21 protein-coding genes and 2 pseudogenes are annotated in these 25,602 nt (G+C 40.0%); 16 read left to right on the top strand and 7 right to left on the bottom strand.

Annotation, left to right across the window (positions count from 1 at the left end):
* The first annotated feature begins 112 nt into the window (after nt 1–112).
* Together LQ188_RS01900 and LQ188_RS01905 are read left to right on the top strand one after the other, a co-directional pair.
* Nucleotides 113–1,111, top strand: coding sequence for a nitronate monooxygenase (locus LQ188_RS01900; protein ID WP_230175879.1), 999 nt, complete (start codon nt 113–115; stop codon nt 1,109–1,111).
* A gap of 406 nt (nt 1,112–1,517) precedes the next feature.
* Nucleotides 1,518–3,914, top strand: a complete 2,397-nt coding sequence (locus LQ188_RS01905; protein WP_230175880.1) for a YhgE/Pip domain-containing protein — start codon at nt 1,518–1,520, stop codon at nt 3,912–3,914.
* A gap of 196 nt (nt 3,915–4,110) precedes the next feature.
* Here the strand turns inward: LQ188_RS01905 and LQ188_RS01910 are convergent, their stop codons facing one another.
* The 4 genes and pseudogenes from LQ188_RS01910 to LQ188_RS01925 all read right to left on the bottom strand — a co-directional run bounded on the left by LQ188_RS01910 (nt 4,111) and on the right by LQ188_RS01925 (nt 7,137).
* On the bottom strand, nt 4,111–4,710 hold the full coding sequence (locus LQ188_RS01910; protein ID WP_101225432.1) for an exonuclease domain-containing protein: 600 nt from the start codon (nt 4,708–4,710) through the stop codon (nt 4,111–4,113).
* Between the two features lie 69 nt (nt 4,711–4,779).
* A pseudogene (locus LQ188_RS01915) lies at nt 4,780–5,019 on the bottom strand (transposase); the annotation flags it as partial.
* A gap of 327 nt (nt 5,020–5,346) precedes the next feature.
* Nucleotides 5,347–6,228: a helix-turn-helix domain-containing protein gene (locus LQ188_RS01920; RefSeq protein WP_230175881.1), complete on the bottom strand. Its 882-nt coding sequence runs from the start codon at nt 6,226–6,228 to the stop codon at nt 5,347–5,349.
* Between the two features lie 282 nt (nt 6,229–6,510).
* Nucleotides 6,511–7,137 carry a CAP domain-containing protein gene (locus tag LQ188_RS01925; RefSeq protein WP_101225430.1) on the bottom strand — a complete coding sequence of 209 codons (627 nt, stop codon included), beginning with the start codon at nt 7,135–7,137 and terminating at the stop codon, nt 6,511–6,513.
* A gap of 394 nt (nt 7,138–7,531) precedes the next feature.
* On the opposite strand from LQ188_RS01925, the pseudogene LQ188_RS01930 reads away from it, so the two are divergent.
* The 9 genes and pseudogenes from LQ188_RS01930 (at nt 7,532) to LQ188_RS01970 (ending at nt 17,387) form a co-directional block, all read left to right on the top strand.
* A pseudogene (locus LQ188_RS01930) lies at nt 7,532–8,704 on the top strand (FAD-dependent oxidoreductase).
* Nucleotides 8,705–8,768: 64 nt separating this feature from the next.
* Nucleotides 8,769–9,347, top strand: coding sequence for a GNAT family N-acetyltransferase (locus LQ188_RS01935; protein ID WP_230176006.1), 579 nt, complete (start codon nt 8,769–8,771; stop codon nt 9,345–9,347).
* Between the two features lie 154 nt (nt 9,348–9,501).
* A complete protein-coding gene (locus tag LQ188_RS01940) occupies nt 9,502–9,936 on the top strand; it encodes a DMT family transporter (protein WP_137017639.1) in 435 nt (144 codons plus the stop codon).
* A 695-nt stretch (nt 9,937–10,631) separates the two neighbouring features.
* Complete coding sequence (locus LQ188_RS01945; RefSeq protein WP_230175882.1) at nt 10,632–12,266, top strand: peptide ABC transporter substrate-binding protein; 1,635 nt, start codon at nt 10,632–10,634, stop codon at nt 12,264–12,266.
* Nucleotides 12,267–12,399: 133 nt separating this feature from the next.
* Nucleotides 12,400–13,329 (top strand): ABC transporter permease, encoded by a 930-nt coding sequence (locus LQ188_RS01950; RefSeq protein ID WP_063235007.1) that lies wholly within the window; start codon nt 12,400–12,402, stop codon nt 13,327–13,329.
* The gene (locus LQ188_RS01955) at nt 13,329–14,258 is read left to right on the top strand and encodes an ABC transporter permease (RefSeq protein WP_101225426.1); all 930 of its coding nucleotides are present in this window, start codon (nt 13,329–13,331) and stop codon (nt 14,256–14,258) included. The genes LQ188_RS01950 and LQ188_RS01955 overlap by 1 nt, the downstream gene beginning before the upstream one ends.
* A gap of 49 nt (nt 14,259–14,307) precedes the next feature.
* Nucleotides 14,308–15,321 carry an ABC transporter ATP-binding protein gene (locus tag LQ188_RS01960; protein WP_057277523.1) on the top strand — a complete coding sequence of 338 codons (1,014 nt, stop codon included), beginning with the start codon at nt 14,308–14,310 and terminating at the stop codon, nt 15,319–15,321.
* 13 nt (nt 15,322–15,334) lie between these two features.
* The gene (locus LQ188_RS01965) at nt 15,335–16,327 is read left to right on the top strand and encodes an oligopeptide/dipeptide ABC transporter ATP-binding protein (protein WP_048679436.1); all 993 of its coding nucleotides are present in this window, start codon (nt 15,335–15,337) and stop codon (nt 16,325–16,327) included.
* A 205-nt stretch (nt 16,328–16,532) separates the two neighbouring features.
* On the top strand, nt 16,533–17,387 hold the full coding sequence (locus LQ188_RS01970; RefSeq protein WP_230175883.1) for a crotonase/enoyl-CoA hydratase family protein: 855 nt from the start codon (nt 16,533–16,535) through the stop codon (nt 17,385–17,387).
* Between the two features lie 219 nt (nt 17,388–17,606).
* On the opposite strand, the gene LQ188_RS01975 is transcribed toward LQ188_RS01970, so the two are convergent.
* Together LQ188_RS01975 and LQ188_RS01980 are read right to left on the bottom strand one after the other, a co-directional pair.
* Nucleotides 17,607–17,807: a cold-shock protein gene (locus LQ188_RS01975; RefSeq protein ID WP_029714163.1), complete on the bottom strand. Its 201-nt coding sequence runs from the start codon at nt 17,805–17,807 to the stop codon at nt 17,607–17,609.
* Between the two features lie 184 nt (nt 17,808–17,991).
* A complete protein-coding gene (locus tag LQ188_RS01980) occupies nt 17,992–18,948 on the bottom strand; it encodes a D-2-hydroxyacid dehydrogenase (protein ID WP_230175884.1) in 957 nt (318 codons plus the stop codon).
* Nucleotides 18,949–19,069: 121 nt separating this feature from the next.
* On the opposite strand from LQ188_RS01980, the gene LQ188_RS01985 reads away from it, so the two are divergent.
* The 5 genes from LQ188_RS01985 to LQ188_RS02005 all read left to right on the top strand — a co-directional run bounded on the left by LQ188_RS01985 (nt 19,070) and on the right by LQ188_RS02005 (nt 24,473).
* Entirely contained in the window at nt 19,070–19,618 is a 549-nt protein-coding gene (locus LQ188_RS01985; protein WP_230175885.1) for a GNAT family protein, read from the top strand.
* A 195-nt stretch (nt 19,619–19,813) separates the two neighbouring features.
* Nucleotides 19,814–21,271, top strand: coding sequence for a CoA-acylating methylmalonate-semialdehyde dehydrogenase (locus LQ188_RS01990; RefSeq protein ID WP_101225423.1), 1,458 nt, complete (start codon nt 19,814–19,816; stop codon nt 21,269–21,271).
* Between the two features lie 69 nt (nt 21,272–21,340).
* Nucleotides 21,341–22,681, top strand: a complete 1,341-nt coding sequence (locus LQ188_RS01995) for an aspartate aminotransferase family protein (protein ID WP_101225422.1) — start codon at nt 21,341–21,343, stop codon at nt 22,679–22,681.
* A gap of 285 nt (nt 22,682–22,966) precedes the next feature.
* Entirely contained in the window at nt 22,967–23,581 is a 615-nt protein-coding gene (locus tag LQ188_RS02000) for a CoA pyrophosphatase (protein WP_101225421.1), read from the top strand.
* 94 nt (nt 23,582–23,675) lie between these two features.
* A complete protein-coding gene (locus LQ188_RS02005; protein ID WP_101225420.1) occupies nt 23,676–24,473 on the top strand; it encodes an endonuclease in 798 nt (265 codons plus the stop codon).
* Nucleotides 24,474–24,532: 59 nt separating this feature from the next.
* On the opposite strand, the gene LQ188_RS02010 is transcribed toward LQ188_RS02005, so the two are convergent.
* Nucleotides 24,533–25,591, bottom strand: coding sequence for a lactonase family protein (locus LQ188_RS02010; RefSeq protein WP_101225419.1), 1,059 nt, complete (start codon nt 25,589–25,591; stop codon nt 24,533–24,535).
* Nucleotides 25,592–25,602: the final 11 nt, after the last annotated feature.

Raw genomic sequence — 25,602 nt, forward strand, 5'->3', positions numbered from 1 at the left:
AAATGAAATTTTTGCTGCTAAATTAAATTTCTTGAAAATTGTGTATTTTAGAAGTATGATAATCTTGTAGTGTTATATTTTGGTAATATATTAATAATGGGAGGTTTAATGGATGACTAGAAGTTTGCCTGAACAGTGGTGGAATCAATTATCTTTACCAGTTATCTCAGCACCTATGTTTTTAATATCCGGTCCTGAGTTAGTGAAAGAATGCTGTTTGAATGGGGTGATCGGCTCTTTTCCAGCACCGAATGCGCGTCCGATAGAGGTACTGGATCAATGGATGGGTGACATAAACGACACATTGATTGCAGCAAAGGATAAAGAACCAGGCTCAAAGATTGCTCCATGGGCAATGAATATGGTTGTCCACCGTACATATAGCCGGCTTGAAGAAGAGTTGGAATTGGTCAAAAAGCATCAGCCTCCCATCGTCATTACATCATTAGGTTCACCCAAACATGTGGTGGATGTCGTACATAGCTATGGCGGCTTGGTCTTTTCGGATGTCAGTTCTGTGGATTTTGCGAAAAAAGCTGCGGAGTCAGGTGTGGACGGATTGATCTTGGTTGCTGCGGGAGCCGGCGGTCATGCGGGTGAGATAAATAGCTTTGCTTTCGTGGACAGCGTAAGGACTTTCTGGGACGGAATCATTTTGCTTGCCGGATCGATCAGTACTGGTCACAGTATTTTGGCAGCTCAGGCAGCTGGAGCGGATCTTGCATATATGGGTACACGTTTTATCGTGGCGAAAGAGAGCAGGGCAAATGATGAATATCGTGAAATGCTTGTCGATTGTGATCATGATGACATCATCTTGACTGATGCATTTTCAGGCGTTAATTGTAATATGCTGAAACCGAGCATAAGAAAGGAAGGCATGGACCCGGAACAATTAGCCAAAAAAGAAAAAGTCGATTTTGACAGCATGTCCAACCCATCTGAATCTAAAGCGTGGCGTGATATTTGGTCAGCGGGTCATGGTGTAGGGGCAATTAAAAAAATAGATACCGCTGCCGGCATCATTAAACAATTGGAAAAAGAGTATCAGGAGTCCTTGAAGAAATTGACCGGGCAGGCCGAAAAATTAAAAGGAATTATATCAAAATGATATGAAAGCGCTTTATTAATTATGCTAATATAGCTAACAAAAAGGGTATCCATTATGGATATCCTTTTTTGCTATATAATGTCAGATATAATTCATGATAAGGTCTCAATCAGCTAAAAAGGCAATCAAAATAGGCTATAAAGAGAAAAGCAGTAAATATACGAGGTAAGATTGTGAAAAAATATTGATAAAAAGAAGGATAAATGTTATATTATTTTCGTGATACTGACCAAATGAACAATATGGTCAGTTATTATTGATTGTTTAAAAATTATATATATCAAGGTGAAGAAGAATTTAAATTTATATCGCAGAAGCAAATGACTTAATTATGCATTCTTCAATCAGTTTTCACCTAGATAGATTAATAAACGGCATATTCGTCGTATAGGAGGGCTTGGTAGGCGTGTTTAAATCTTTAAAGGGTGAATTTTTAGCCATAATAAAACATCCTATGATACTCATTTCCATAATAGGGATCATACTGATTCCTTTATTATATAGCGGCACGTTCCTGTGGGCATTTTGGGATCCATATGGTAAGGTCGACCAATTGCCTGTTGCCATTGTCAATATGGATGAGGGTGCGGAGTTCAATGAATCTGAACTTACAATAGGAAAAGATTTAGTCAAGGAATTAAAGGAAAAGAAGGATTTCGATTGGCATTTCGTTAGTCAAAAAGAAGCCAATGAAGGCCTTGAAAATCAAGATTATTACATGAAAATAGAAATCCCGAAAAACTTTTCGAAGAATGCAACGACCTTACAGGAGGACAATCCGGAAAAACTTGATTTGATTTATACGTCCAATGAAGGGTTCAACTATATATCGACTAAAATAGGTGACGCAGCTTCGGAGAGAATTAAAGGGGAGGTATCGTCAGCCGTTACGAAAACCTATGCAGAGTCAATGTTCGATAATTTGAACGAAGTGGCTGATGGACTCAAAAGTGCCAGTGATGGAGCTGGGGAATTGAAAGATGGGACAGATACAGTGAAGAACGGATCCAGTGAACTTGGTGAAGGGATTAACTCAGCCAAAGAAGGCTCCAAAAAAGTGGATGAAGGAATTGATTCCCTTCATTCAGGTTCTGTCGAAATCCATGAAAACTTGGAAAAATTAGCTGAAAAATCATTGACCTTTTCGAATGGGGTCGGTTCGGCAGCTGCAGGATCGAAAGAACTCAATCAAGGGTTACAACAGTTCAGCTCTGGTGTTGGACAAATGAAAGATGGGCAATCCGAGCTTTTGCAAGGAGCCAAGAAATCTGAAGCGGGAACTGGTGAATTGGCCTCTGGACTGCAGCAGTCATTAGAGGGCTTCAATCAAATAGAAGAAAAGCTGCCCGCGTTGACAGAGGGAGCAAATGGTGTAGCGGCTGGTGCTGCCCAGCTTTCAGGTTCATTGTCTGATTGGAGCGCAGCATCGAACGAAGCAAAAGCGGGGGCATCTGAAGTGTCGGCAGGATTGGATGAGGTTATTTCCGGATTGAAACAACAATCTGAAGCTGCGGATGATCCTGCAGAAAAAGCGCGTTTGGAGGAAGTGATTTCTTCTCTAACCCGCATCAGTGAAGGTAGTAAAGGAGTTTCTGAAGGAGTAGGGAAACTATCAGCTAGTGCAACTGAAATTGCTAAAGGCTCAAATAGCCTTAGTGATGGTGCAAATCAGTTAGGTGAAGGTACAAGTGCATTAAGCGGAGGTTTCACTCAATTAAAGCAAGCTCAGGATAAACTCGCCAATGGGGCGAATGAACTGAAAAATGGTCAAGGTCAATTGGTGTCTGGTTTGACAACATTTGGCGATAGTATAGATTCCGCTCAGAGTGGGCTAGGACAGTTAACCGAAGGCAGCAATAACTTGGTAAGCGGGCTTGATCAGCTTGAAGATGGCTCCAAGCAATTATCAAGTGGAACCTCACAGCTTTCCGAAGGTTCGAAAGGTCTGGTTACGGGAACGGATAAGTTGAAGGAGGGTTCATCCAGCCTTACTAGCGGTATGGGAGAACTGGCGAATGGTGCCATAAAGTTACAAGATGGAATCGCCAAACTTTCAGATGGATCTGCAGAATTACATGAGGAATTGAATGACGGGGCAAACGAAGCAGGTAAGATAAAATCCAATGAAGAAGTATATGACATGTTTGCAAGCCCAGTTAAAGTGGATAAATTACCAATTAATAATGTACCGAACTATGGAACAAGTTTTGCACCATATTTAATTTCATTAAGTTTATTTATCGGGGCTATCGTTCTGACAATCATTTTCCCGTTAAGAGACCCTGCTGTTAAACCGGCGAGTGGATTTAGCTGGTTTTTTAGTAAATACAGCGTCATGGCTCTCATAGGAATCTGTCAAGCCATATTGGTGGACTCGATTTTAATTTTAGGCCTTGGAATCAATGTTACGAGCCTGCCGCTATTTTTTGCAGTAAGCATTCTTGCTAGCTGCACATTCATGGCAATCATTCAGTTCCTTGGTTCGGCCTTTGACAATCCTGGCCGGTTCATAGCATTATTGATTTTGATTCTTCAACTGACAAGCAGTGGCGGAACATTCCCAAATGAATTGGTTCCAGGCTTCCTGCAAGGATTCACACCGTTCTTACCGATGACTTACTCTATTAATGCTTTTCGGGCAGTGATTTCAACAGGAGATTATAGCTTCATGTGGCATAATCTTGGCATATTGGCCATATTCCTCGTTGCGGCATTAATATTATCACTACTTTACTTTATGTATCGGCATAAGAAATTGAACGGCGCATTAAATGAACAACAGGAAGAAGCAACTGTACAATGATCAAAAAACAGCGACCCGTCATGGGTCGCTGTTTTTTGATAAATATCAGGTAATAAGTGAAATGCAGGAAAATAAAAGTGCCCCTAAAATAACACCAATCGTAAGGATATGCATTCATTTTCTAACGGAATTGGCAACGGTTTGTTTGTGACTAAACATTGGTGCAGCCTGAACAATGAAGTAATTATTGAAACGGCTATACCCTTGTCTTTTGAGGTGCAGGTGCATATTTCTTCATCGGATTTTTTGCAATGACATCCTTTAAATAAGGATGGCCAGAAGGACCTGGTTTTCTCATAAGTTCCATTAGATAAGCAATATCGTCCATAGCCCTGTGTGTTTGAAAATTGGTGATATTATGTGCCTGCAGTAATGTTAAGAGTTTACTATTCTCAAATCCATATTGCTTCCAAGGTACATTCCGCATCGTACAGAACCATTTTTGATCATTGATTTCCGGATACATTTGGTAGAGAAAACTTCTATCGAAAGAAGCATTATGTGCGAAAATAGAATCGGTACGGGCAATGAAGGATTTAATTTTTTCATCGTGAAAACTTTTTCCTTCGACGGAGCTGTATGGAATCCCATGAATTCTGTATGCTTGATCATAATTCCTTCTTGCTCCATGGGAGAGAGGCTCCCTCAAAAATGATTCTTGATCAACAAGATTAATGATTTCCCCTGTTTCACTGCTGTATGTAAAGAGTATAAGGGCAAGCTCGATAATTTCATCTGAAGAGGGACGTAAACCAGTTGTTTCTACGTCGAGTACTAAACCTAATCTATTAGTCAATTTTTTTTCCTCCAGTTTGGTTACATTCTTCTATTATAGCTGACATAGAATAGCTATTGAAAGTGTAATGATCGTTTTACGCATGGAACGAATACCGAAGGTATATTGAATGAATATCAGTTTAACTAAAATAACTGAATCAATACTTGGGCGTCCTACCTCTGAATACATATCTTTCACCAAGTCATAAATGAAATTGAAGTCAATGGAAGCCTCAATTATACGAACCAAATGATTCGCCGGCACCAGTTGATCTAAAGTAATCATTTCAAGTTGGTCTCGCTGAATAGAATTATGTTTCGAAAGCATCCTCATCACCTCAAGTATTAATAGTTCTATTTTAAAACAAAAAAGATTATAGGCAAAAGGAGTTCCATCTAAAATTTTAAACATAGTTGATTGGAGCGGGGGTGCGAGACTCCTGCGGGAATAGCGAGTCCAAGGGAGACCCCACAGGGGCAAGTGCGCCGAGGAGGCTCCCGGACCGCCCGCGGAAAGCGAGTGCCTGAAGTGGAAATCAACGTCCAAATTTGTAAAGCCAAAAAAAACTGTAGACAAACTCGATTTTCATCGAGTTTGTCTACAGTCTGAGATAGAGATTTTAAGCAATCTCTATCTTTTTTTATCCATTGAAGTTCATAAGCATTGCAAAATGCTTTCCAATTCATGTTCGGCAATTTGTACGAATTCTTCGTTTTTTTGAAGGCTGAAAATGTTCTTGGATTGCTTTATATAGTGCAGTCCTTCTTCAGGTTGTTGAAGATGAACCAGATTTTTACCAGTTAAAAGATGGAGTTCCGCATATAAATATAATGATTCTATCGAATTGCAAATGTTGATCCCTTTAAGAGTATAATTTAATGATTCCTGATAATAATGAAGTTCAGTCAATGTTTGTGCTAATCCATGAATGATCTTCACGATAATGGTACCTTCTTGATTCACATGGGGAATATTCTCGATAAATTCCAGTGCTTCATTGAAGATGGCGATGGCCTCTTCATAATTCTTCGTTTTAAAATGGATGATCCCGATACTATTTAAAACTTCTATTTCCTGTTGATGAAGAATGACCCGTTTACCCATGGTAATATGAATGGCCTCATTCAATAATTCTATAGCCTTTTGTTTGTCATTGTATAAATGAAAAAAAGAGATACCTTCATGCCATTTTAAGAATTGATAAAATGATATCGATTTTTCCGGTGCAGTTGCCATTTCTTTTTGGACGATTTCATAGATTGCTTCATAATTACGAGTCCGTTTGTATTTGTTAATCAAAAGTTTTATCGTTTCTATGTAATTATAAATCGGTTCATTTTTGGTAGTGAAGAAATACGGCAGGTCAACTTTAAGTTTATCCGCAAAAAGTGCCAATTCATCAATGGTTGGAGAAGTGATGCTTCTTTCATAATCTGACAGGGCATTAGGTTCACATATATCCTTAGCCAGTTCTTCCCTTGTAAGATTTTGTTTTATTCGTAATTCGTTGATAACAGAGCCAACCTCTATTTTCATTACAATTGCCCCTTTGTACCTATGTCTAGAATTCTATTTTAACATAATTTAATTTTTATCAGTAAGATAATGAAAGATGGTTCGAAATAACTACTTTACGTGTTTTCCAAGGTATCCCTACAACAAAAATTATGAATTGCGTTTTATTATTGAAGTGAGCAAACTAATATGACGTCTTTTCAATATAAAGTGAGAAAAGTATATATTCACGGATAATAGCAAGCATTAAATTTAAAATATAAGGATAAAAAAAGAGGCGGCAACCTGCCGCCTCTAACGTTATTAATTTCCAATGAATTGCTGGGTCCAATAGTGGGCGTATTTCCCTCCTGTCACATGCCCAATTCCAATATGTGTATAGTTCTTGTTCAGGATATTGGCCTTATGTCCGGGGCTGTTCATCCATGATTTCATGACAGCATCCGCACTAGGTTGACCTGCTGCGATATTTTCCCCTGCGTACTCGTAACTGATCCCAAAGGATTTCATCATATCGAAAGGCGATCCATAACTCGGGCTTGTATGATTGAAATAATTATTATCACGCATATCCTCAGATTTCAGAATTGCTACGTTGGAAACGTCTGTATCCATTTCAAGGGGAGAGAGGCCAGCTTTTGAACGTTCTTCGTTAACCAAACTAAGAACCCGCTGTTCAACTGATTGACTTTCTTTTTGATTTACTGTTGTGTTGGATGCCGGAAGATTAATGATTTGTCCGATTCGAATTTGATTTGCATCCTTTATAGCAGAGTTCGTTTTGAGTAATTCGTCAATGCTGACATCATATTCAGAAGCAATTTTCGTTAAGGTATCTCCTTTTGCCACCTCGTATGTATTGGCTCCCATTGCAACTTTTGGAGATAGTAGGGATAGAGACAGTGCTGATAAAATGATGATTTTCTTCATTTTGATTCCTCCTAGTAGAATATCTGGATTGGAAGTATAGTATGCTATAAAAATAGTTTTGTGTAAAATTAGCTCATTAACATTCTTTATTGGAATGGGAAAAAGGTATCGAATAAGAACATACAAAATACGGGTCCATATAACTTGGGAGAGTATATGGTAAATCAAAATCATAGGGCTTTTTGATAAATTGGTAGGATCATTTCATGTAGATAAAGAATCATTTTACGTTTGCAGGCCGTGTTTGTCAGGGTAAACAATAAGAACATCAAAACGATATAGTTATATGTAACTATTGATTGAACTAATAAATTATCCTAAGGGTGGAACTTGTATGGATTTAAAGGCAGGCAAATTGTTTTGGAAAGATACATTTGAAGCAAAAGAATACCCAATGCTGGAAGAGGACCTTTCATGTGATGTTTGTATAGTGGGGAGTGGTTCATCGGGGGCGCACTGTGCCAATTTTTTGGCAGAGACGGGTCTGGATGTGGTTCTGATCGATAAACGGGATATAAGTGAAGGGAGTACGGTTGCGAATACTGGCCTCTTACAGTATTCAAATGATAAAACATTAACATCCCTCATTCATAGTTTTGGAGAAGAAGCTGGGACGCGGCATGTTCTGCTTTGTTTGGACGCCATTCGGATACTTGAGAAAGAGGTTGTTCCAAGTTTAAAGGAAAACCCGGATTTTAAAATTAGAAAAAGCTTATACTATGCATCCAATCCCAAGGATGTTTCTATGCTTAAAGAAGAATGTAATAATCTGAAATCCCGCAATTTCCCTGTTGAATATTATACTGAAAAAGAGATTTACCGAAAATTTTCGTTTCCGAAAGCAGGAGCGCTGGTTACAGATAATGATGCTGAAATCAACCCTTATAAACATGCACATTTATAGATTGAAAAGGCAGTTTCGAAAGGCGTACGTGTCTATTCAAAAACAAAAATCAATGGGAAGATATTAAAAGAGAATCAAACCCAGTTATTTACCCAAACCGGACATACGATACATGCACAGACGGTCATCTTCGCGACTGGGTATGAAGCCCAAGAAGAGGTGAAGGATAAAAATGCAGTGATTCTCAGTTCGTATGCCATCGCAACCAATCAAATAGCAGATCAAGCTAAATGGCATGATAATATGATGATATGGGAAACGGCACGGCCTTATTTATATGCAAGAAAAACTCCTCACAATCGAATTATCATTGGTGGTCTTGATGAATCGACCGGTTATCTGGATAAAAGGGATTCAATGATTTTGAACAAAAGAGATAAATTATTAAAGCAGCTTGTCAATTTGTTTCCAGAATTAGAGAATCGGATTTCGGCTGATTATTATTGGGGAGCTTTTTTTGGTGAGACCCATGATGGTTTACCGACAATAGGAATGTATCCTGACCATCCTAATTGCTACTTCTTATTGGGTTATGGCGGGAATGGAACGGTTTACAGTGTCATCCTTTCCCAAATCATCAGGGATTTGATTACAAAGGGTGGACATGAGGACTCGGCATTGTACGTTAAGGAAAGGAATTTTTCAAAAAGTATTGTCCTTTAAAACAGGTATCTCTTATTCATGAATAGAAATAAGTAGACAGCTGAATATACGGAGGGATTCTTTGATGTGGTTTAAGGAATTGGAAACAGAAAGGCTGCGTTTAATCGAAATAGGTCACCATCATGCTGAGAGTCTATTTGAAATCCTCTCTAAAGATGAAGTGACTAAATATGATGGGATAGAAAGTTTAACTCTATTAGAAGATGCCCGTCGCTTAATCGACTCGTTTAAAAGTGCCTATATAAACAAACGTGGGATGCGATGGGGAGTCATTTTAAAGGATTCAGGCAAATTCATCGGTACCGTTGGCCTGAATCAATTGAGCCTAGCCAACAAACGCGCCGAAATAGGATATGAAATCCATCCTGAATATTGGAGGAAACACCTTGCGTCTGAAGCTGTCAACGAAGTATTGCGCTATTGCTTTGAAGAATTGAAACTACAAAGAATCGCCGCTTTAACTTTCAAGGATAATATTGCATCCAGAAACCTATTGAAGAAATTTGGATTCAAAGAAGAAGGCAGCCTCCGAAGTTATCTATTTCTTCGTGAACAATCGCATGATGCCCTGGTGTTTTCCTTGTTAAGCATAGAGTATTGCCAGTTACGGCAACAAAGTGTTCAGGGATCAAATAGATTTTAGTTTAATATAGAAGATTGCAGCTGGCCCAAGTGCCAGTTTTTTATTTGCAGATGATTTTATATCAGTAATGGACAATATACATATTTTTCATGTTAAAATGGAATGCGAATTCATTTAATCAGTCCGGGTGGACATAAAAAGGAGCAAAATCATTGTGAAGATACTATTTCCGTTGCTTGCGGTCCTAGGCGGCATCACCATTGCCATACAAGGACAAATCAATGGTGGATTAGGGAAAAAAGTGGGGGTCATTGAGGCTTCTTTCATTTCGTTTGGAATCGGGACACTCGCTTTATTATTTATTGTTTTGTTTGCAGGAAATGGAAACATTTCTGCGGTAGCTTCTGTACCAAAATGGCAATTGATAGGCGGACTGTTAGGGGCTATTTATGTCATTGTTATTATATTGGTTGTCCCTCAGATTGGAGTGGCACCTGCATTGGTCGGGGTTATCGCAGGCCAGATACTAATCGGGGCTGTCATTGACCATTTCGGTTTATTTGGAGGGGTACGCATCCCATTGGACGCGAAAAAGGTGGCAGGCATATGTTTACTTTTCGTGTCATTATATTTATTTAATCATAAATGAAGAAGGGTCTTTTTTCATTGAAACGACGGGTACATATAGGGGAGAATGAAGGGATATTTCTATTCTACTATAGTTGTTAACTATTATTTGGATATTGATTAAAAAGAACTCAATATTTTAATGAAGTAATGCATTATCCTACTAAAATATATTATTTGAGAGTGGATGGTTTGCTAGGAAGGTGGTCTTAGTAACCAACCTAACATTAATTATTAGAATATTTAGAAATAAATAGACAAGAGAACCTATATGAATACTGATTTAGAGGTGTTTGGAAAAACACCTGGAAGTCGGAAGTCCTTTCAGGTGATCATTTCTATTTACCTAGTATCTAGATCGAATTGATTAGCAATTAATTACTATATTGTGAAAAAGTACTCACTGGTTTATTGATTTTTTGATTTATTCGTAATATACTTAAAATTCAACATCTTTAATTCGAGGTATAGTATCCTTAGCGAGGTTGAAAAGAGGGTGATTTTTAACTAGTAAACTGCATTAATTGCTTTTATAGGTAGAAATACAGATTTATGCAAACGGTTCGCTAGTTGTTTTTTGGTGAATTCCTGCAATGATTGCTTCTAACTTTCCTCGCTGACATTATTTGTACTATACGAAAGATTAATAGGTGTTAGAAGGATAATCTCTTAAATGTGATTATTCTAAGAAAGATTAAAGATGAGGGGGAATATTTTTTGAAAAAGTCTAAATTTTCAGTGCTTGCTCTTCTTATGGCCATCATGCTTATGCTTGCGGCATGCAATGGCGGTTCGAAGGAAACTTCGAATGAAAAAGAAGGTGGCTCGGGTGACTCATCCGGATCAAAGGTATTAAATGTAAACAATTCGAGTGAACCTGGTTCGCTTCACCCTGCAAATGCACAAGGCACTCATGAATCATGGATCCTTGAACATACGTTTGAGGGACTGACAAAGAAAACGGAAGAAGGCAAAATCGTACCTGGTTCTGCAGAATCATGGGAAATCAGTGAAGATGGATTAACTTGGACATTCAAATTGAAAGATGGTTTGAAATGGTCAAATGGAGATCCGCTTACAGCCAATGACTTCGAATATGCTTGGAAATATGCTTTGAAACCGGAAACGGCTGCTGACTATGCTTACCAACTTTATTATCTTAAAGGCGGGGAAGCTTACAACAGTAAGAAAGGGAAGGAAGAGGACGTAGGGGTTAAAGCGACAGACGAACATACATTAGTCGTTACTTTGGAACAGCCTACACCGTATTTCCTTGACTTGACTTCTTTCTATACTTTCTATCCAATCAATAAAAAGGTACAGGAAGAAAATCCGAAATGGGCTTTGGATGCAAAAACTCACGTTTCAAACGGGCCGTTCAAATTAACGGAATGGAAACATAAAGAAAGCCTGAAAATCGAAAAGAATGAAAATTACTACGATAAAGATAAAATCAAATTGGATGCGGTTAACTTTGCTCTAATTGAAGATGAAAATACAGCATGGCAAATGTATCAGAGTGGCGAATTGGACCTCGCTTATCCACTGCCAGTGGATATTCAAGGTCAAATGGTCAATTCTGATGATAAAGAATTCAAAATGGGCAAAGAACTTGCCGTTTACTATTACAACTTTAATACAGAAGTGAAACCTTTCAATAATGCTAAAGTAAGGAAAGCGCTTTCAATGGCTATCGAGCGTCAAAAAATCACCGAGAATGTTGCTCAAGGCGGACAAAAGCCTGCTTTCGGCGTAGTCCCTCCGGGTATTCCTGATGCATCTGGAGATTTCCAGGAAAATACAGGTAACCTATTTAAGGAAGATGTTACCGAAGCTAAGAAATTGTTAAAAGAAGGACTTGCTGAAGAAGGCATGAAAGAATTACCTGAGTTTTCAATTTTGTATAACACTTTAGATTCACACAAGAAAATTGCTGAAGCGGTTCAAGGAATGTGGCGTGATAACCTGGGTGTTGAAGTGACACTTGAAAATGCAGAATTCCAAGTTAAGCTTGACCGTGAAAAAGCTGGTGACTTTGAAATTTCCCGTGCAGGATGGGTTGGTGACTATGTTGACCCGATGACATTCATGCTTTGGGAAACGGACGGCGCCTATAATGATGCAGGTTGGTCAAACAAAGAATATGATAATTTATTAAAAGAAGCAAAATCTACAATGGATCCAAAAGAACGCATGGATGCTTTGCATAAAGCAGAGAAAGTCATGATTGACGAAATGCCGATCCTTCCGGTTTACTTCTATACAAAACCATATATGGTTAAATCGAATGTTACTGGAGTTTTTGCTCCGATTAACGCTTATCCGAACTTTATTTACGCGGATAAAAAATAATAGAAGGATAATAGTGAAATGGGAGGTATGTCCGATTAAGGACATACCCCATTTTTCAATTGCGAATTTGAATATTTCATGCATTCATTTCCGTTTTCAACTTCTTAGAAAATCGATGATTGGGGTGATTACCATGTTGAGATATACATTAAACCGTTTTAAATGGGCGATTATTACTTTATGGGCTGTTATTACATTAACGTTCATCATAATGCATACGATTCCGGGAAATCCATTTGCAAAAGAAGGAGCCATGCCTCCTGCTGTTTATGAAAACCTTCAAGTCCACTATGGATTGGACAAGCCGTTGTTGACCCAATATGGGAATTATTTATTGGAAGTCGTTCAATTTGATTTTGGTCCTTCATTGAAATCTTCATCCATTTCCGTGAATGATTACATTTTGAAGGGGTTTCCGGTGTCCTTGCACTTAGGGGCACAAGCTTTGGTGATTGCCATCTTCTTTGGCCTCATTTTGGGTGTCGTGGCATCACTGAAAAGAAATAAATGGCCTGACTATTTATCAATGATCATTGCCATCGTAGGGATTTCCGTTCCTAACTTTATCCTTGCGACTATTTTAATCAATTATTTTGCAATTAAATGGAATATATTCCCTGTTGCTACATGGGCGACATGGCAGCATACCATTTTACCATCCATTGCCCTTTCTATGATGCCGCTTGCTTTCATCGCGAGACTGATGCGGACAAGCATGCTTGAAGTAATGGGGCAGGATTACATTTTGACAGCAAAAGCCAAAGGATTGAAACGGAGCGGTGTCATAATCAAACATGCGATTCGGAATGCGTTATTGCCGATTATCACGATTCTGGGCATCCTTACGGCTAATATCGTGACAGGAAGCTTCATCATTGAACGTATTTTTGGTATTCCGGGCATGGGAGATATGTTCGTAAAGGGAATATCCAACAGGGACTACCCGGTGATTCTTGGTTCCACAATTGTGTATAGTGCGGTGCTTATTCTATTGATATTCATCGTTGATATAGCCTATACGTTGATTGATCCTAGAATTAAAGTGACGGGGGAGAAGAAATAATGGCAGATAAAGTGCATTTAACCGAAGATATGTTCCAACCCGCCGAAGGCAACTTTAAGGAAGCTGAAAAAATAGCAAGACCTACAGTTTCATATTGGTCTGACGTCTGGCGTCGATTTAAAGAAAATAAGCTGGCGATGACTGGATTTGTTCTTATAATCCTCTTGGTCTTGATGGCGATTTTTGGTCCGTACATTAACGGATATACTTATTATGGACAAGATTTCGAGAATAAGAATCTTAGCCCAAATAGCGAGCATTGGTTTGGAACGGATTCATCAGGAAGGGATCTATTTACGCGAGCTTGGTACGGTGCAAGGATATCTTTGTTCATTGGATTGATGGCAGCGCTGATCGACTTTTTAATTGGTGTCCTTTATGGCGGTATTTCTGCCATTCGCGGTGGACGCACGGATAATATCATGATGCGGTTTGCCGAGGTGATCTATGCGATTCCATACCTATTGATGGTTATCTTAATGATGGTCGTATTAAAACCTGGTATTCTGCCGATCATCATTGCGATGTCGATTACGGGGTGGATTCCGATGGCGCGACTGGTACGGGGACAGGTTTTACAACTGAAAGAGAATGAATATATCCATGCTGCAACAATCTCTGGAGCCAATACGAGCTGGACTTTAAGAAAACACATGATTCCTAATACAATGGGACCGATCCTTGTCAATTTAACGTTGACTGTACCTACTGCCATTTTTGCCGAAGCTACACTTAGCTTTTTGGGACTGGGAGTTCCGGCACCTCAGGCAAGCTGGGGAACATTGACAAGTGATGCACTGGGAAGCATTCTGGTAGGGAATTTCTATCAACTGTTAATCCCGGCAATATTGATTTCCTTAACGATGTTCGCGTTCAATGTGGCTGGTGACGGGTTGCAGGATGCCTTAGATCCAAAACTACGGAAATAAATGAGTCCTAACATAATGATTTGATATTACTAGAATAGGAGGGACGATGATGGAGAACCTATTAGAAGTCAACGATTTACAAATCACCTTCCATACTTATGCAGGTAAAGTGCAAGCGGTTCGCGGTGTGAACTTTGGCGTGAAAAAGGGGGAAGCCGTTGCGATTGTTGGGGAGTCCGGATGCGGCAAAAGTGTTACAGCGAAATCTATCATGAGATTATTGGAAACACCCCCGGCAGAGTATGGAAAAGGGTCGATAAACTTTGGCGGTAAAGACCTTCTTAAAATGAGTGAAAAGGAAATGCAGAAGATTCGCGGAAATGAAATTAGCATGATTTTCCAGGATCCGATGACTTCGCTCAATCCAACGACAAAAATCGGCAGCCAGATCATGGAAGGCATTTTAAAGCATAATAAAAATATGTCCCGAAATGATGCATACGAACGGGCGTTGGAAACACTGAAACTAGTAGGTATTCCACAGCCGGAAAAAAGGATGCAGCAATATCCGCATGAGTTTTCAGGTGGTATGCGCCAAAGGGCGATGATAGCGATGGCCCTTGCTTGCGAACCGAAATTACTGATTGCCGATGAACCAACAACTGCATTGGATGTAACGATACAAGCGCAAATTTTGGAACTGATGAAAGATATCCAACGAAGAATGGATACTTCCATCATTTTAATCACTCATGATTTAGGCGTGGTTGCAGAAACTTGTGAACGGGTAGTCGTCATGTATGCAGGCAAGGTTGTTGAGACGGGTACGGTAGAGGCTATATTTTCAAACCCGCAGCATCCTTATACAAGAGGTCTGCTTAAAACGGTGCCAAGGCTGGATATGGAAAAAACGGCTCCGTTGGTTCCGATTATCGGATCACCACCGGATTTATTGGATCCGCCAAAGGGATGCCCATTTTACCCAAGATGTGAATCAGCAATGAAAGTGTGCAAAGACCATGATCCGGAGCTTGAAGTAGTGGAAGAAGGTCAGACAGCCGCATGCTGGCTGCACCACCCGATGGCCAAGGCAGCACAGGTACAAGCACCGACTAATGTATAAAGGAGGAGAACCAATGGTTTCACTGAAAAATAAGGCCGTAAAAGAAAAGACATACAACGAAAATTCTCCTCTTGTTGAAATAAAGAATCTGAAGAAACATTTTCCTATCGGTTCTCAATCGCTTAAAGCGGTAGACGGTTTGGACCTCAAAATCTATCCAGGGGAAACTGTCGGTCTTGTTGGGGAAAGCGGTTGCGGTAAGTCGACTGCAGGTCGTACAATCACTCGATTATATGAACCGACAGATGGAGAAGTTCTTTTTCAGGGGAAAAATATTTTCGATTACAAACCCGGGGAAATGTCACATATCCGCCGTGAAATACAAATGATTTTCCAAGATCCTTACGCATCCTTGAACCCAAGGATGAAGGTGGAGGAATTGATTGGGGAACCACTTGCCATTCATGGGATATCAAAAGGTAAAGAGCGAAGAAAACGGGTGGAAGACCTGTTAAAGCTGGTTGGTTTAAGTCCGGAACATATCACTCGTTTTCCGCATGAATTCAGTGGCGGACAACGCCAGCGTATTGGAATTGCAAGGGCATTGGCTTTAAATCCTAAATTCATCGTTTGTGATGAACCAATCTCTGCCTTGGATGTTTCGATACAGGCCCAAGTGGTCAACTTATTAAAAGAACTGCAAAAAGAAATGGGATTGACTTATTTATTCATCGCGCATGATTTATCGATGGTCAAGTATATTTCAGATCGCATTTTAGTCATGTACCTTGGAAGAATGATGGAACTTTCGGATAGTGATTCTTTAACGAAAGATCCGCTACACCCATACACACAGGCCTTGCTATCCGCAGTGCCGATACCAGACCCGACTATTAAACGGGAAAGGATCGTCCTTAAAGGCGATGTACCAAGTCCGATCAATCCGCCGAGCGGCTGTGTATTTCGGACGCGCTGCCCTAAGGCGATGGAGATATGCTCCAGTGCTGTACCTGAATGGAAAGAACAAAAACCAGGGCATTTCGTTGCTTGTCATTTATATTGGTAAACAAAAAAACCAGTTGCATTTGCGACTGGTCTTTTTTTACACATTTATGTAAAATATTTTTAGAATAGAAACGATTATCAAATTATTTATCAGCATGTCAAAATAAAAAACTAGGAATCTGAAAATAAAACATATAAAATGTAATTATATGTAAATATAAAATTCTGTTGAATGTATCAATTTGTGAGAGAAGGAGGGGCTGTTATTGTATTCCACGATAACTAGTGAGATCGTCGATCGTGTCATGATTGTTACTCTTAATCGTCCAGAGAGAATGAATGCTTTCAATGAAAAGATGTGTGAGGAGATGATTCGCGCTTTTAATGAAGCAGATGAAAATGATGACGTAAGAGCCGTCATATTAACTGGCGCTGGGGATACTTTTTGTGCTGGAATGGATTTGGAAAAAGGTGCAGAAACGTTTATGGATCACACTCCTTTGGTTGAATACCGCGATGCAGGGGGAATGTTGTCATTACGGATTTTCGAGATGAAGAAACCTATGATTGCTGCCATTAATGGAGCGGCAGTCGGGATTGGGATAACAATGACTTTGCCCATGGACATTAGAATCGCTTCAACAGATGCAAATATGGGTTTTGTATTTGCGAGGCGGGGGATAACGATGGAGGCATGCAGCGGCTGGTTCTTACCCAGGCTTGTCGGAATGGGTAAAGCTTCCGAATGGATTTTTACCGGCAGGATGATTTCGGCCAGTGAAGCATATGAGGGAAGGTTGGTAAACAAGATCGTCGAGCCAGAAGAATTGATGTCTGCTGCTATGGAAATTGCAACAGACATTGCGGAAAATACATCTTCCGTTTCTGTGACGTTATCCCGGCAATTAATGTGGACCATGCTCGGTGCAAACCATCCTGTTGAATCACACAAAATAGAATCGAAAATGATTCATTGGACCGGAAAACAAGCGGATGCACTAGAAGGGATCGAAGCTTTCCTCGAAAAAAGGAAAGCTGATTTCAAGATGAAAAGCAGTAGTGATATGCCTCCGTTTTATCCTTGGGGAACGGATCGAACATATGAAGTGGATAAGAAATGATTGAATGGAATGGCCCAGGGAAACCAGGGGAAGTGCGTGATAATTTTTACTTTTCGGATAAATTAGGGTTTCTATTCTTAGTGTGTTATACTGGGTTTACCATTTACTAAACTTGTTTCATGTTCCCTATTCCCCGTGAATAGGGTTTTTTTATGATTGCTTTTTTAATCAAAAAAAACAGACCCTACAAGTAGGGTCCGTTATATATTGTATTTAAAATTATGCTTTTTGAACGTTAGTAGCTTGGGGTCCACGTTGACCTTGCTCAACTTCAAAAGTAACTTCTTGACCTTCGTCTAATGATTTGAATCCTTCGCTTTGGATAGCTGAGAAATGTACGAATACATCGTCTCCGTTTTCGCGTTCGATGAAGCCAAATCCTTTTTCTGCGTTAAACCATTTTACTTTACCTTGTTCCATTGTTGTTGCCTCCTAGTGTGAATCCACACATTGTGTTACTACCCTTGCTCAATCATTAGACGAAAAGTTTTTCACTTATCAATCTTCCCGAACAAAAATAATTCTTTTTAAATATAACAGATAATGTCGGAATCTGCAAGCTAACATGGGAAGATTATTTATGTACACATTCGATGAACAATTTTTAATACCCTTTTTTGTAATCAAGTAAATTTGTTGAAGGTTTTTTACCATTTAGATAGTTCTTTAAATTCGGCATGAAAATATCATGAATGAGCCTTTGGTCGTAAAATTCCGTATTTCCGGATGTGTGCGGCGTGATGATTACATTGTCCAACTCCCATAGTGGGCTATTCTCAGGAAGTGGCTCCGTTTCAAACACATCAAGTCCGGCACCCGCAATTTCTTTGTCCATAAGCGCTTGAACCAAATCGTTTTGAATGACGAGATTTCCCCTTCCTATATTAATGAAAAAAGCGGAGCTCTTCATTAACATGAATTCCTTTTTCCCGAACATATACCTTGTTTCTGGGGTCAAAGGTAATGTCACGACAATATAATCACATCTTGGAAGAAGATCATTCAATTGTTTTTGTGTGAACATCTCATCGACAAATTCTTCTGATTTATTCGAATGGCGCATTCCTAACACTGTCATGCCAAAAGCCTTGGCAATTTTTGCGGTTTCCTTTCCGATTTTTCCGACACCGATGATTCCGATGGTCTTTTCATGAATTTCCTGCTTCATATTTGCGTGATGCCAAGTCTTTGTCTGCTGTTGTTTAATATATGTATCTACTTTTCTTGTTAAGGCAAGCATTAACGCGAAAATAGTCTCTGAAATGGGATACGCATGAACACCGTTTGCAGTTGTAATCTGAACATTCATTTGTTCTAAATTTTCCAGGGGTAAAGCATTCACTCCGGCGCTCCATGTCTGGATCCATTTTACTTCGCTTGCATCAATCGATACAGACATTTCCGCTTTCCAGCCTGCGATCACTTCAGCATCGGCTATATGATTTCTCCATATTTCCGGAGATCTTCCGGTGATAACCGTCCAATCGGGAACCAATTCTTTAATTTTCTGTAGTAAGAGCTCATTCAAATTTTGGCTTATTATTAGTTTTCTTTTTGGCATAACTAACCTCCTGTATCTTTTTTTCTGAATTATACGTAAGTTTTGAAAATCTTTCAATCGGGAAAGCGATTGCTTAACAATCTTGCTATAATACTAATAATCAATGGAATGGGGTGTATTCATGAACGTGAAAGACATATATGGACAGCTGCCTATTATAGAATCAAAACGTTTGGTCATGAGGAAAGTCACCATGAATGATGCCGAAGACATGTTCGCTTATGCATCCAACAGTGAAGTTTCCCGTTACGTCACATGGGAAGCTCATCGTTCCCTATGTGATACAAAAGATTTTATCAGGTTTATCCTGCAAAATTATGAGGATAAGAAAATCGCTCCATGGGGCATAGAACACAAGGAAAGTGGTAAGTTGATTGGTACTATTGATTTTGTTTCATGGCAGGTTGATCATCATAGTGCAGAAATCGGGTATGTGCTTGCACCCGAGTATTGGGGGAGTGGCTTGATGACGGAGGCAGCGCAAAAGATAATCGCCTTTGGCTTTGAAAATATGAACCTAGTTCGTATACAAGCAAGGTGCTTCGTTGAAAATATGGGTTCAGAACGCGTCATGCAAAAGGCTGGTATGTCTATTGAGGGAATTATTAGAAAAGGAATGTTTGTAAAGGGAAAGCATCAAGACTTAAAGCTATATTCCATTATAGAATGATGGCTTTGGAGTCTGCTGATTAAAGAAGAAATAAGGAAAAATACATCGGTTTTGAAATTGTAAATATTGGAAAATCAAAAACAAACAATATGTGCAAATATTGAATCAAAAACTATACAAAACGTCTAATGTAAAAAGTCCGTTTGAAAAATATAATGAAACTATAAAATCGTGTTGAAATGGAGGGTTTCTTTAATGGCAGTAATAAATGAAGTAAAAACGTTGAAAAATTATATCGGTGGCAAATGGGTGGATTCCACAACATCGAAACATGAACAAGTGCCTAATCCGGCAACAGGAGAAGCTTTGGCGATCGTTCCCCTTTCAACAAAGGAAGATGTAAACCAAGCGGTGCAGGTTGCTAAAAAGGCGTTTAAAGAATGGAAAAAGGTCGCCGTTCCAAAAAGAGCCCGCTTCTTATTCCGTTATCAGCAATTATTGATAGAACACTGGGATGAGCTTGCAAAGCTGGTCACAATCGAAAATGGAAAAAGCTATACAGAAGCATATGGTGAGGTTCAGCGGGGGATTGAATGCGTGGAATTCGCAGCAGGTGCGCCTACCTTGATGATGGGCAGCCAGCTTCCTGATATTTCTCCAGGTATTGAATCTGGCATGTATCGTTATCCAATGGGTGTCGTTGCAGGGATTACGCCGTTTAATTTCCCGATGATGGTACCATGTTGGATGTTCCCGCTGGCAATAGCTTGTGGAAATACGTTTATCTTAAAACCTTCAGAACGGACACCGCTATTGGCCAACCGTCTTGTGGAATTATTGACAGAAGCCGGTGTTCCGGATGGAGTTGTCAATATTGTCCATGGTGCCCACGATGTCGTGAATGGGATATTGGAACATGAAGACATTAAAGCGGTATCATTTGTTGGATCCCAGCCTGTCGCAGAGTATGTATACAAAACGGCAGCTGCCAATAAAAAACGTGTCCAGGCTTTATCAGGAGCGAAAAATCATTCAATCGTCATGCCTGATGCGGATTTGGATAATGCGGTAACGAACATTACGAATGCCGCTTTCGGATCTGCAGGCGAGCGCTGCATGGCTGCGTCAGTGGTTGTTGCGGTGGGAGAAGTGGGAGATTCGCTCGTTGAGAGATTAAAGGCTGCAGCGGATGACATCAAGATAGGAAATGGAATGGATAAGGACGTTTTCTTGGGGCCTGTGATTCGTGATACTCATAAAAAGAGAACAGAACAATATATTGAAATCGGGGAGAAAGAAGGAGCTGTCCTCCTTCGTGATGGCAGGAATGAAGGCGATCAGGAAAATGGCTATTACGTTGGACCGACATTATTTGATCATGTAAAAACAAACATGAAAATATGGAGTGATGAAATTTTTGCTCCTGTCTTATCCATAGTACGGGTCAATACCCTTGAAGAAGCAATCGAATTGACCAATCAATCCGAATTTGCCAATGGTGCCTGCCTCTATACGGATAGTGCAAAAGCCATCAGGGAATTTCGCGAAGAAATTGATGCAGGGATGCTTGGCATTAATCTTGGGGTACCCGCGCCAATGGCATTCTTTCCATTTTCCGGCTATAAAAGTTCATTTTATGGAGACCTTCATGCCAATGGGAAAGACGGAGTGGAATTTTACACTAGAAAGAAAATGTTAACGGCAAGATACTGATAGGAAAAAGGGGGTCGGCTCAAATTGGTCGGCCTTCCTTTATACATCTTTTTAGGAGGAGTGTAGCTTATGCAGGTTGAAAAGCAGGGTCAGGATCTTAAAGCGATGGATGGTAAATATGTGTGGCATCATATGAAAGGGGCTGAACCCAACCCTGGGGCAATGGTGATAAAAAAAGGGCAAGGAGCATGGATTACGGATGTTGATGGGAATCGATTCCTGGATGGGATGTCAGGTTTATGGTGTGTCAACGTTGGTTATGGCCGCACGGAACTGGCTGAAGCCGCTTACGAGCAACTGAAGGAACTTCCTTATGCCCCTTTAACGAATAGCCACATTCCGGCTATTAAGCTAGCAGAGAAATTAAATGAATGGCTTGGTGGGGATTATGTGATTTTCTTCTCTAACAGCGGTTCAGAAGCAAATGAGACTGCCTTTAAAATTGCGCGGCAGTATCATCAGCAAAAAGGTGAACATGGACGCTATAAATTCATTTCGCGTTATCGCGGCTATCATGGCAATTCAATGGGTGCCCTGTCAGCGACCGGGCAGGCGCAGCGAAAATACAAATATGAACCGCTGGCCCCAGGGTTTCTTCATGTATCACCGCCGGATTCTTACAGAAATCCAGAGGATGAAAGCGGTGAAAAAAGTGCAGCGGAAATTGAACGTACCATTACATGGGAGCTGAGCGAAACGGTTGCTGCGGTCATCATGGAACCAATCATCACTGGGGGCGGAATTTTAATGCCACCTGATGGTTATATGAAACGTGTCAAAGAAATTTGTGAGAAAAATGGTGTCCTTCTCATTTCGGATGAGGTCATTTGCGGGTTTGGCCGTACTGGTAAGAGATTCGGATTTATGAACTATGATGTAAAACCAGACATCGTAACAATGGCTAAAGGAATTACGAGCGCTTATCTGCCATTATCCGCTACAGCCGTCAAACGTGAAATTTATGAAGCGTATATTGGCTCAGATGTATATGACCGCTTTCGGCATGTAAATACATTTGGCGGCAATCCGGCTGCATGTGCCGTCGCTTTGAAGAATATTGAAATATATGAAAATGAAAAACTTATAGAACGGTCTAAGGAGTTAGGGTTACGTTTTCTGCAAGAGTTTGAAGAAATTAAAACTCATCCCAATGTTGGTGATGTGCGAGGGAAAGGTTTGTTGGTAGGGATTGAACTAGTGGAAGATAAACTGACAAAACAACCGATCGAACTTTCCAAAATCAATAAAGTGATTGCATCATGTAAAGAAAAGGGGCTGATCATAGGTAAAAATGGTGATACTGTAGCGGGTTTCAATAATGTCCTGACTCTTGCTCCCCCACTTAGTATAACTGAAGAGGATTTTTCATTCATCATAACGACGGTAAAGCGAACGCTAGCTGAACTATGAAAATAAGTAGAAAAACCTGAATATTCAATTAAGTTTACGCGTGTACTGTTGATACGCAAACATGCTTTTTAAATGAGACTGATGCGTTTAGTTTTAGCACCGTTTTAGAACTTTGAACGGTGCTTTTGTCTATGATCAAGGAAGAATAAGAGGAAAAGGAATCTAGTAGAAATTATAGGCAATATTTTGGAATCGTTTTCCTTGCTTAGTTATAGCAGATGTTCGAAAATGGAATGATAAGGAGTGGTAGAAACTCAATATTAACCGTCAGAAGAGGTGAGGGACATGAATAATGAAGATATAACAAAAAAACTAACATTACATATCCCTGAAATTTTAGGGAGTGGGAATTTTTCAAAGTATGCTGTATTGGTACCGCTTCTAGAGAAAGAAGATGGAATTCATGTTCTTTTCGAAGAACGTTCACACAAACTGAGGAGGCAGCCAGGGGATATATGTTTTCCCGGCGGAAAAATAGACAAGCTGGACCATGATGAACAGGCGGCAGCCCTAAGGGAAACATATGAGGAACTTAATTTGAGAAAAGAAGATATCGATAATGTCTTTCCTATCGATTATTTGGTATCTCCATTTGGGATGATCGTCTATCCTTATGCAGGGTTTGTTCGTAACCATCAACGGATAATACCTAATCCAGCTGAGGTAGAAACCATTTTTACGGTCCCGCTATCCTTTTTCATGGAAAAACCGCCAGAAATTTACCATGTGGAATATAAAGTGGAACCGCATGAAAACTTCCCCCACGATTTAGTCGTTGGCGGGGAGAATTATAAATGGCAGCCGAAACAGATGGAAGAATATTTTTACTTATATAATGGTCGGGTAATCTGGGGAATGACGGCGAAAATCCTTACCCATTTTATTGAAATTCTTCGTTAGACACTTCTAAAGCACCTTTTTTTTTCAGTCTTTTTCTATTAAGCTTTAATTATGGTAAATGTTAGGTTTTTAATAGAAGCGGGGGGATGAGTGGATGAAGTATAGTTTTGAAGTACTTGAAAAAGAACGGGAAATGGCAATGGCTGCACTAGTCAACTACAATGAAAACCGCGAATACTATGATGAAACCAAAGATCAGGAACTTAAGCTAGCATACTACAAAGATGGTTCCTTGGACCGGGAAGGATTGAAGGACCTACTTGTGGCAACCCATAAAAACCAGCTGAACTACTCACCACATCGTCATGTTTACCCATGGGTGGACTTACAGGAAAATGGCCAGCTGAAAAGTCTGTATTCCGGTAAAGGGATGGATCCTGTACAAGTGATTGAGGAAGATATCCGTATACTGGAAGTGTTGTCAAGAGGTATTGAATCAATAAATTCGGAGAACATTCTCGTTAATTGTGAACATGTAGTACCTCAATCATGGTTCGATAAAAAAGAACCGATGAGGGGGGATTTGCATCATCTGTTCGCTTGTGAACCAACGTGTAATAGCAGCCGGAGTAACTATCCATACCATGATTTTGAGGATTATATCCCTGAGAGATCGGCTGCCGGTATAAAAGCGGGTTGCGGAAAATCAGACGAAAGTAAATTCGAGCCTGAATACGGAAAAGGGATCGTGGCGAGGGCAACTTTGTATTTTTTACTCAGATATGAGGGAATCATCGATAGCAGCAAAATCGACCTGGCACTGCTTTTGGAATGGCATCAGCTTTTTCCCGTCAGCACTTATGAAAAACATAGAAACCAGGCTATACATGAAATGCAGGGTAATCGTAACCCATATATAGATTTTCCCGAAATGGCGGAGAAATGGAATTAAAGAAGAATATAAAAAAGAGGATTGAAGCTGTAGTACAAGCTTCAATCCTTTTTTTAAGATTATAAGAATTTTACGCAAACAGGGAAGGGAACTTGAACATCCTTTTGCAATAATGTTAATTTTCCGTCATGCTCATTCCGTGCATATAGTGTCAGGTTTCCTGATTGTTCATTAGAAGCGATCAGGAATTTTCCGCTAGGATCCAATGAAAAATCACGTGGCCAGTGACCTTCGGTAGAAACCAGTTCCACGAATGCCAGTTTGCCTGTTTCTTGATTGATTTGGAAAACGGCAATACTGTCATGTCCGCGGTTTGCAGCATATATGAATTGCCCGTCATCAGAAATATGAATTGCACTTCCTTGGTTATTTTCCTTGAAATCTTCCGGGACGGTCCGAACCGTTTGTAATTCAGAAAAACTTCCAGTTTGACTATCGAAGCTCAAAACAATGACTTCTGGTACCAATTCTGCCATAACATACGCAAATTTTCCGTTTGGGTGGAAGGTCAGATGCCGTGGTCCGCTGCCGGGAGCAACAGATAAGCTGTTTACTTCTTCCAAAATCCCACTATGTATTTTATAGGTTATCACTTTATCTATCCCGAGGTCGACTACAGCAATGAACCTTTCATCTGGTGTGAAACCGGCAAAGTGAGTGTGTGCTTTTTCCTGACGTTCTTCATTCGGTCCTTGACCTTTATGTTGAACAGTTGATGATACAGGCAAAGGGGTCGCATCGTCATGAAGCGGATATGATTCAATCACGCCTTCACCATAACTGGAAGTGACCAAGACATGTTTCTTGCTGTCAACACTTATATGGCAGGAAGAACCGTTTGGTGTCAGTTGTTTCCCCAAGAAGGTAAGCTCACCTGAATCTTCATTAATCGAATAGGCTGAAACACCTCCACTGCCCGATTCTTTTAAAATGGCGTAGAGATTCTTTTTGTCCTGGCTGATGGCGACATAAGTCGGATCGGTCAATTCTGCTGCAAGAACCGGTGTGCTGAGTTTTCCTTCTGCTGTATCTAAAGTAAATCGGTAAACACCTTTGCTGTTTCCTTTTGTGTAAGTGCCTATGTATCCAATAATGTTCTGTTGATCATGTTTTACCATATTTATCTCCT

It is taken from the genome of Peribacillus sp. Bi134 (assembly GCF_918698065.1).
In the GTDB taxonomy this organism is placed as follows: domain Bacteria; phylum Bacillota; class Bacilli; order Bacillales; family DSM-1321; genus Peribacillus.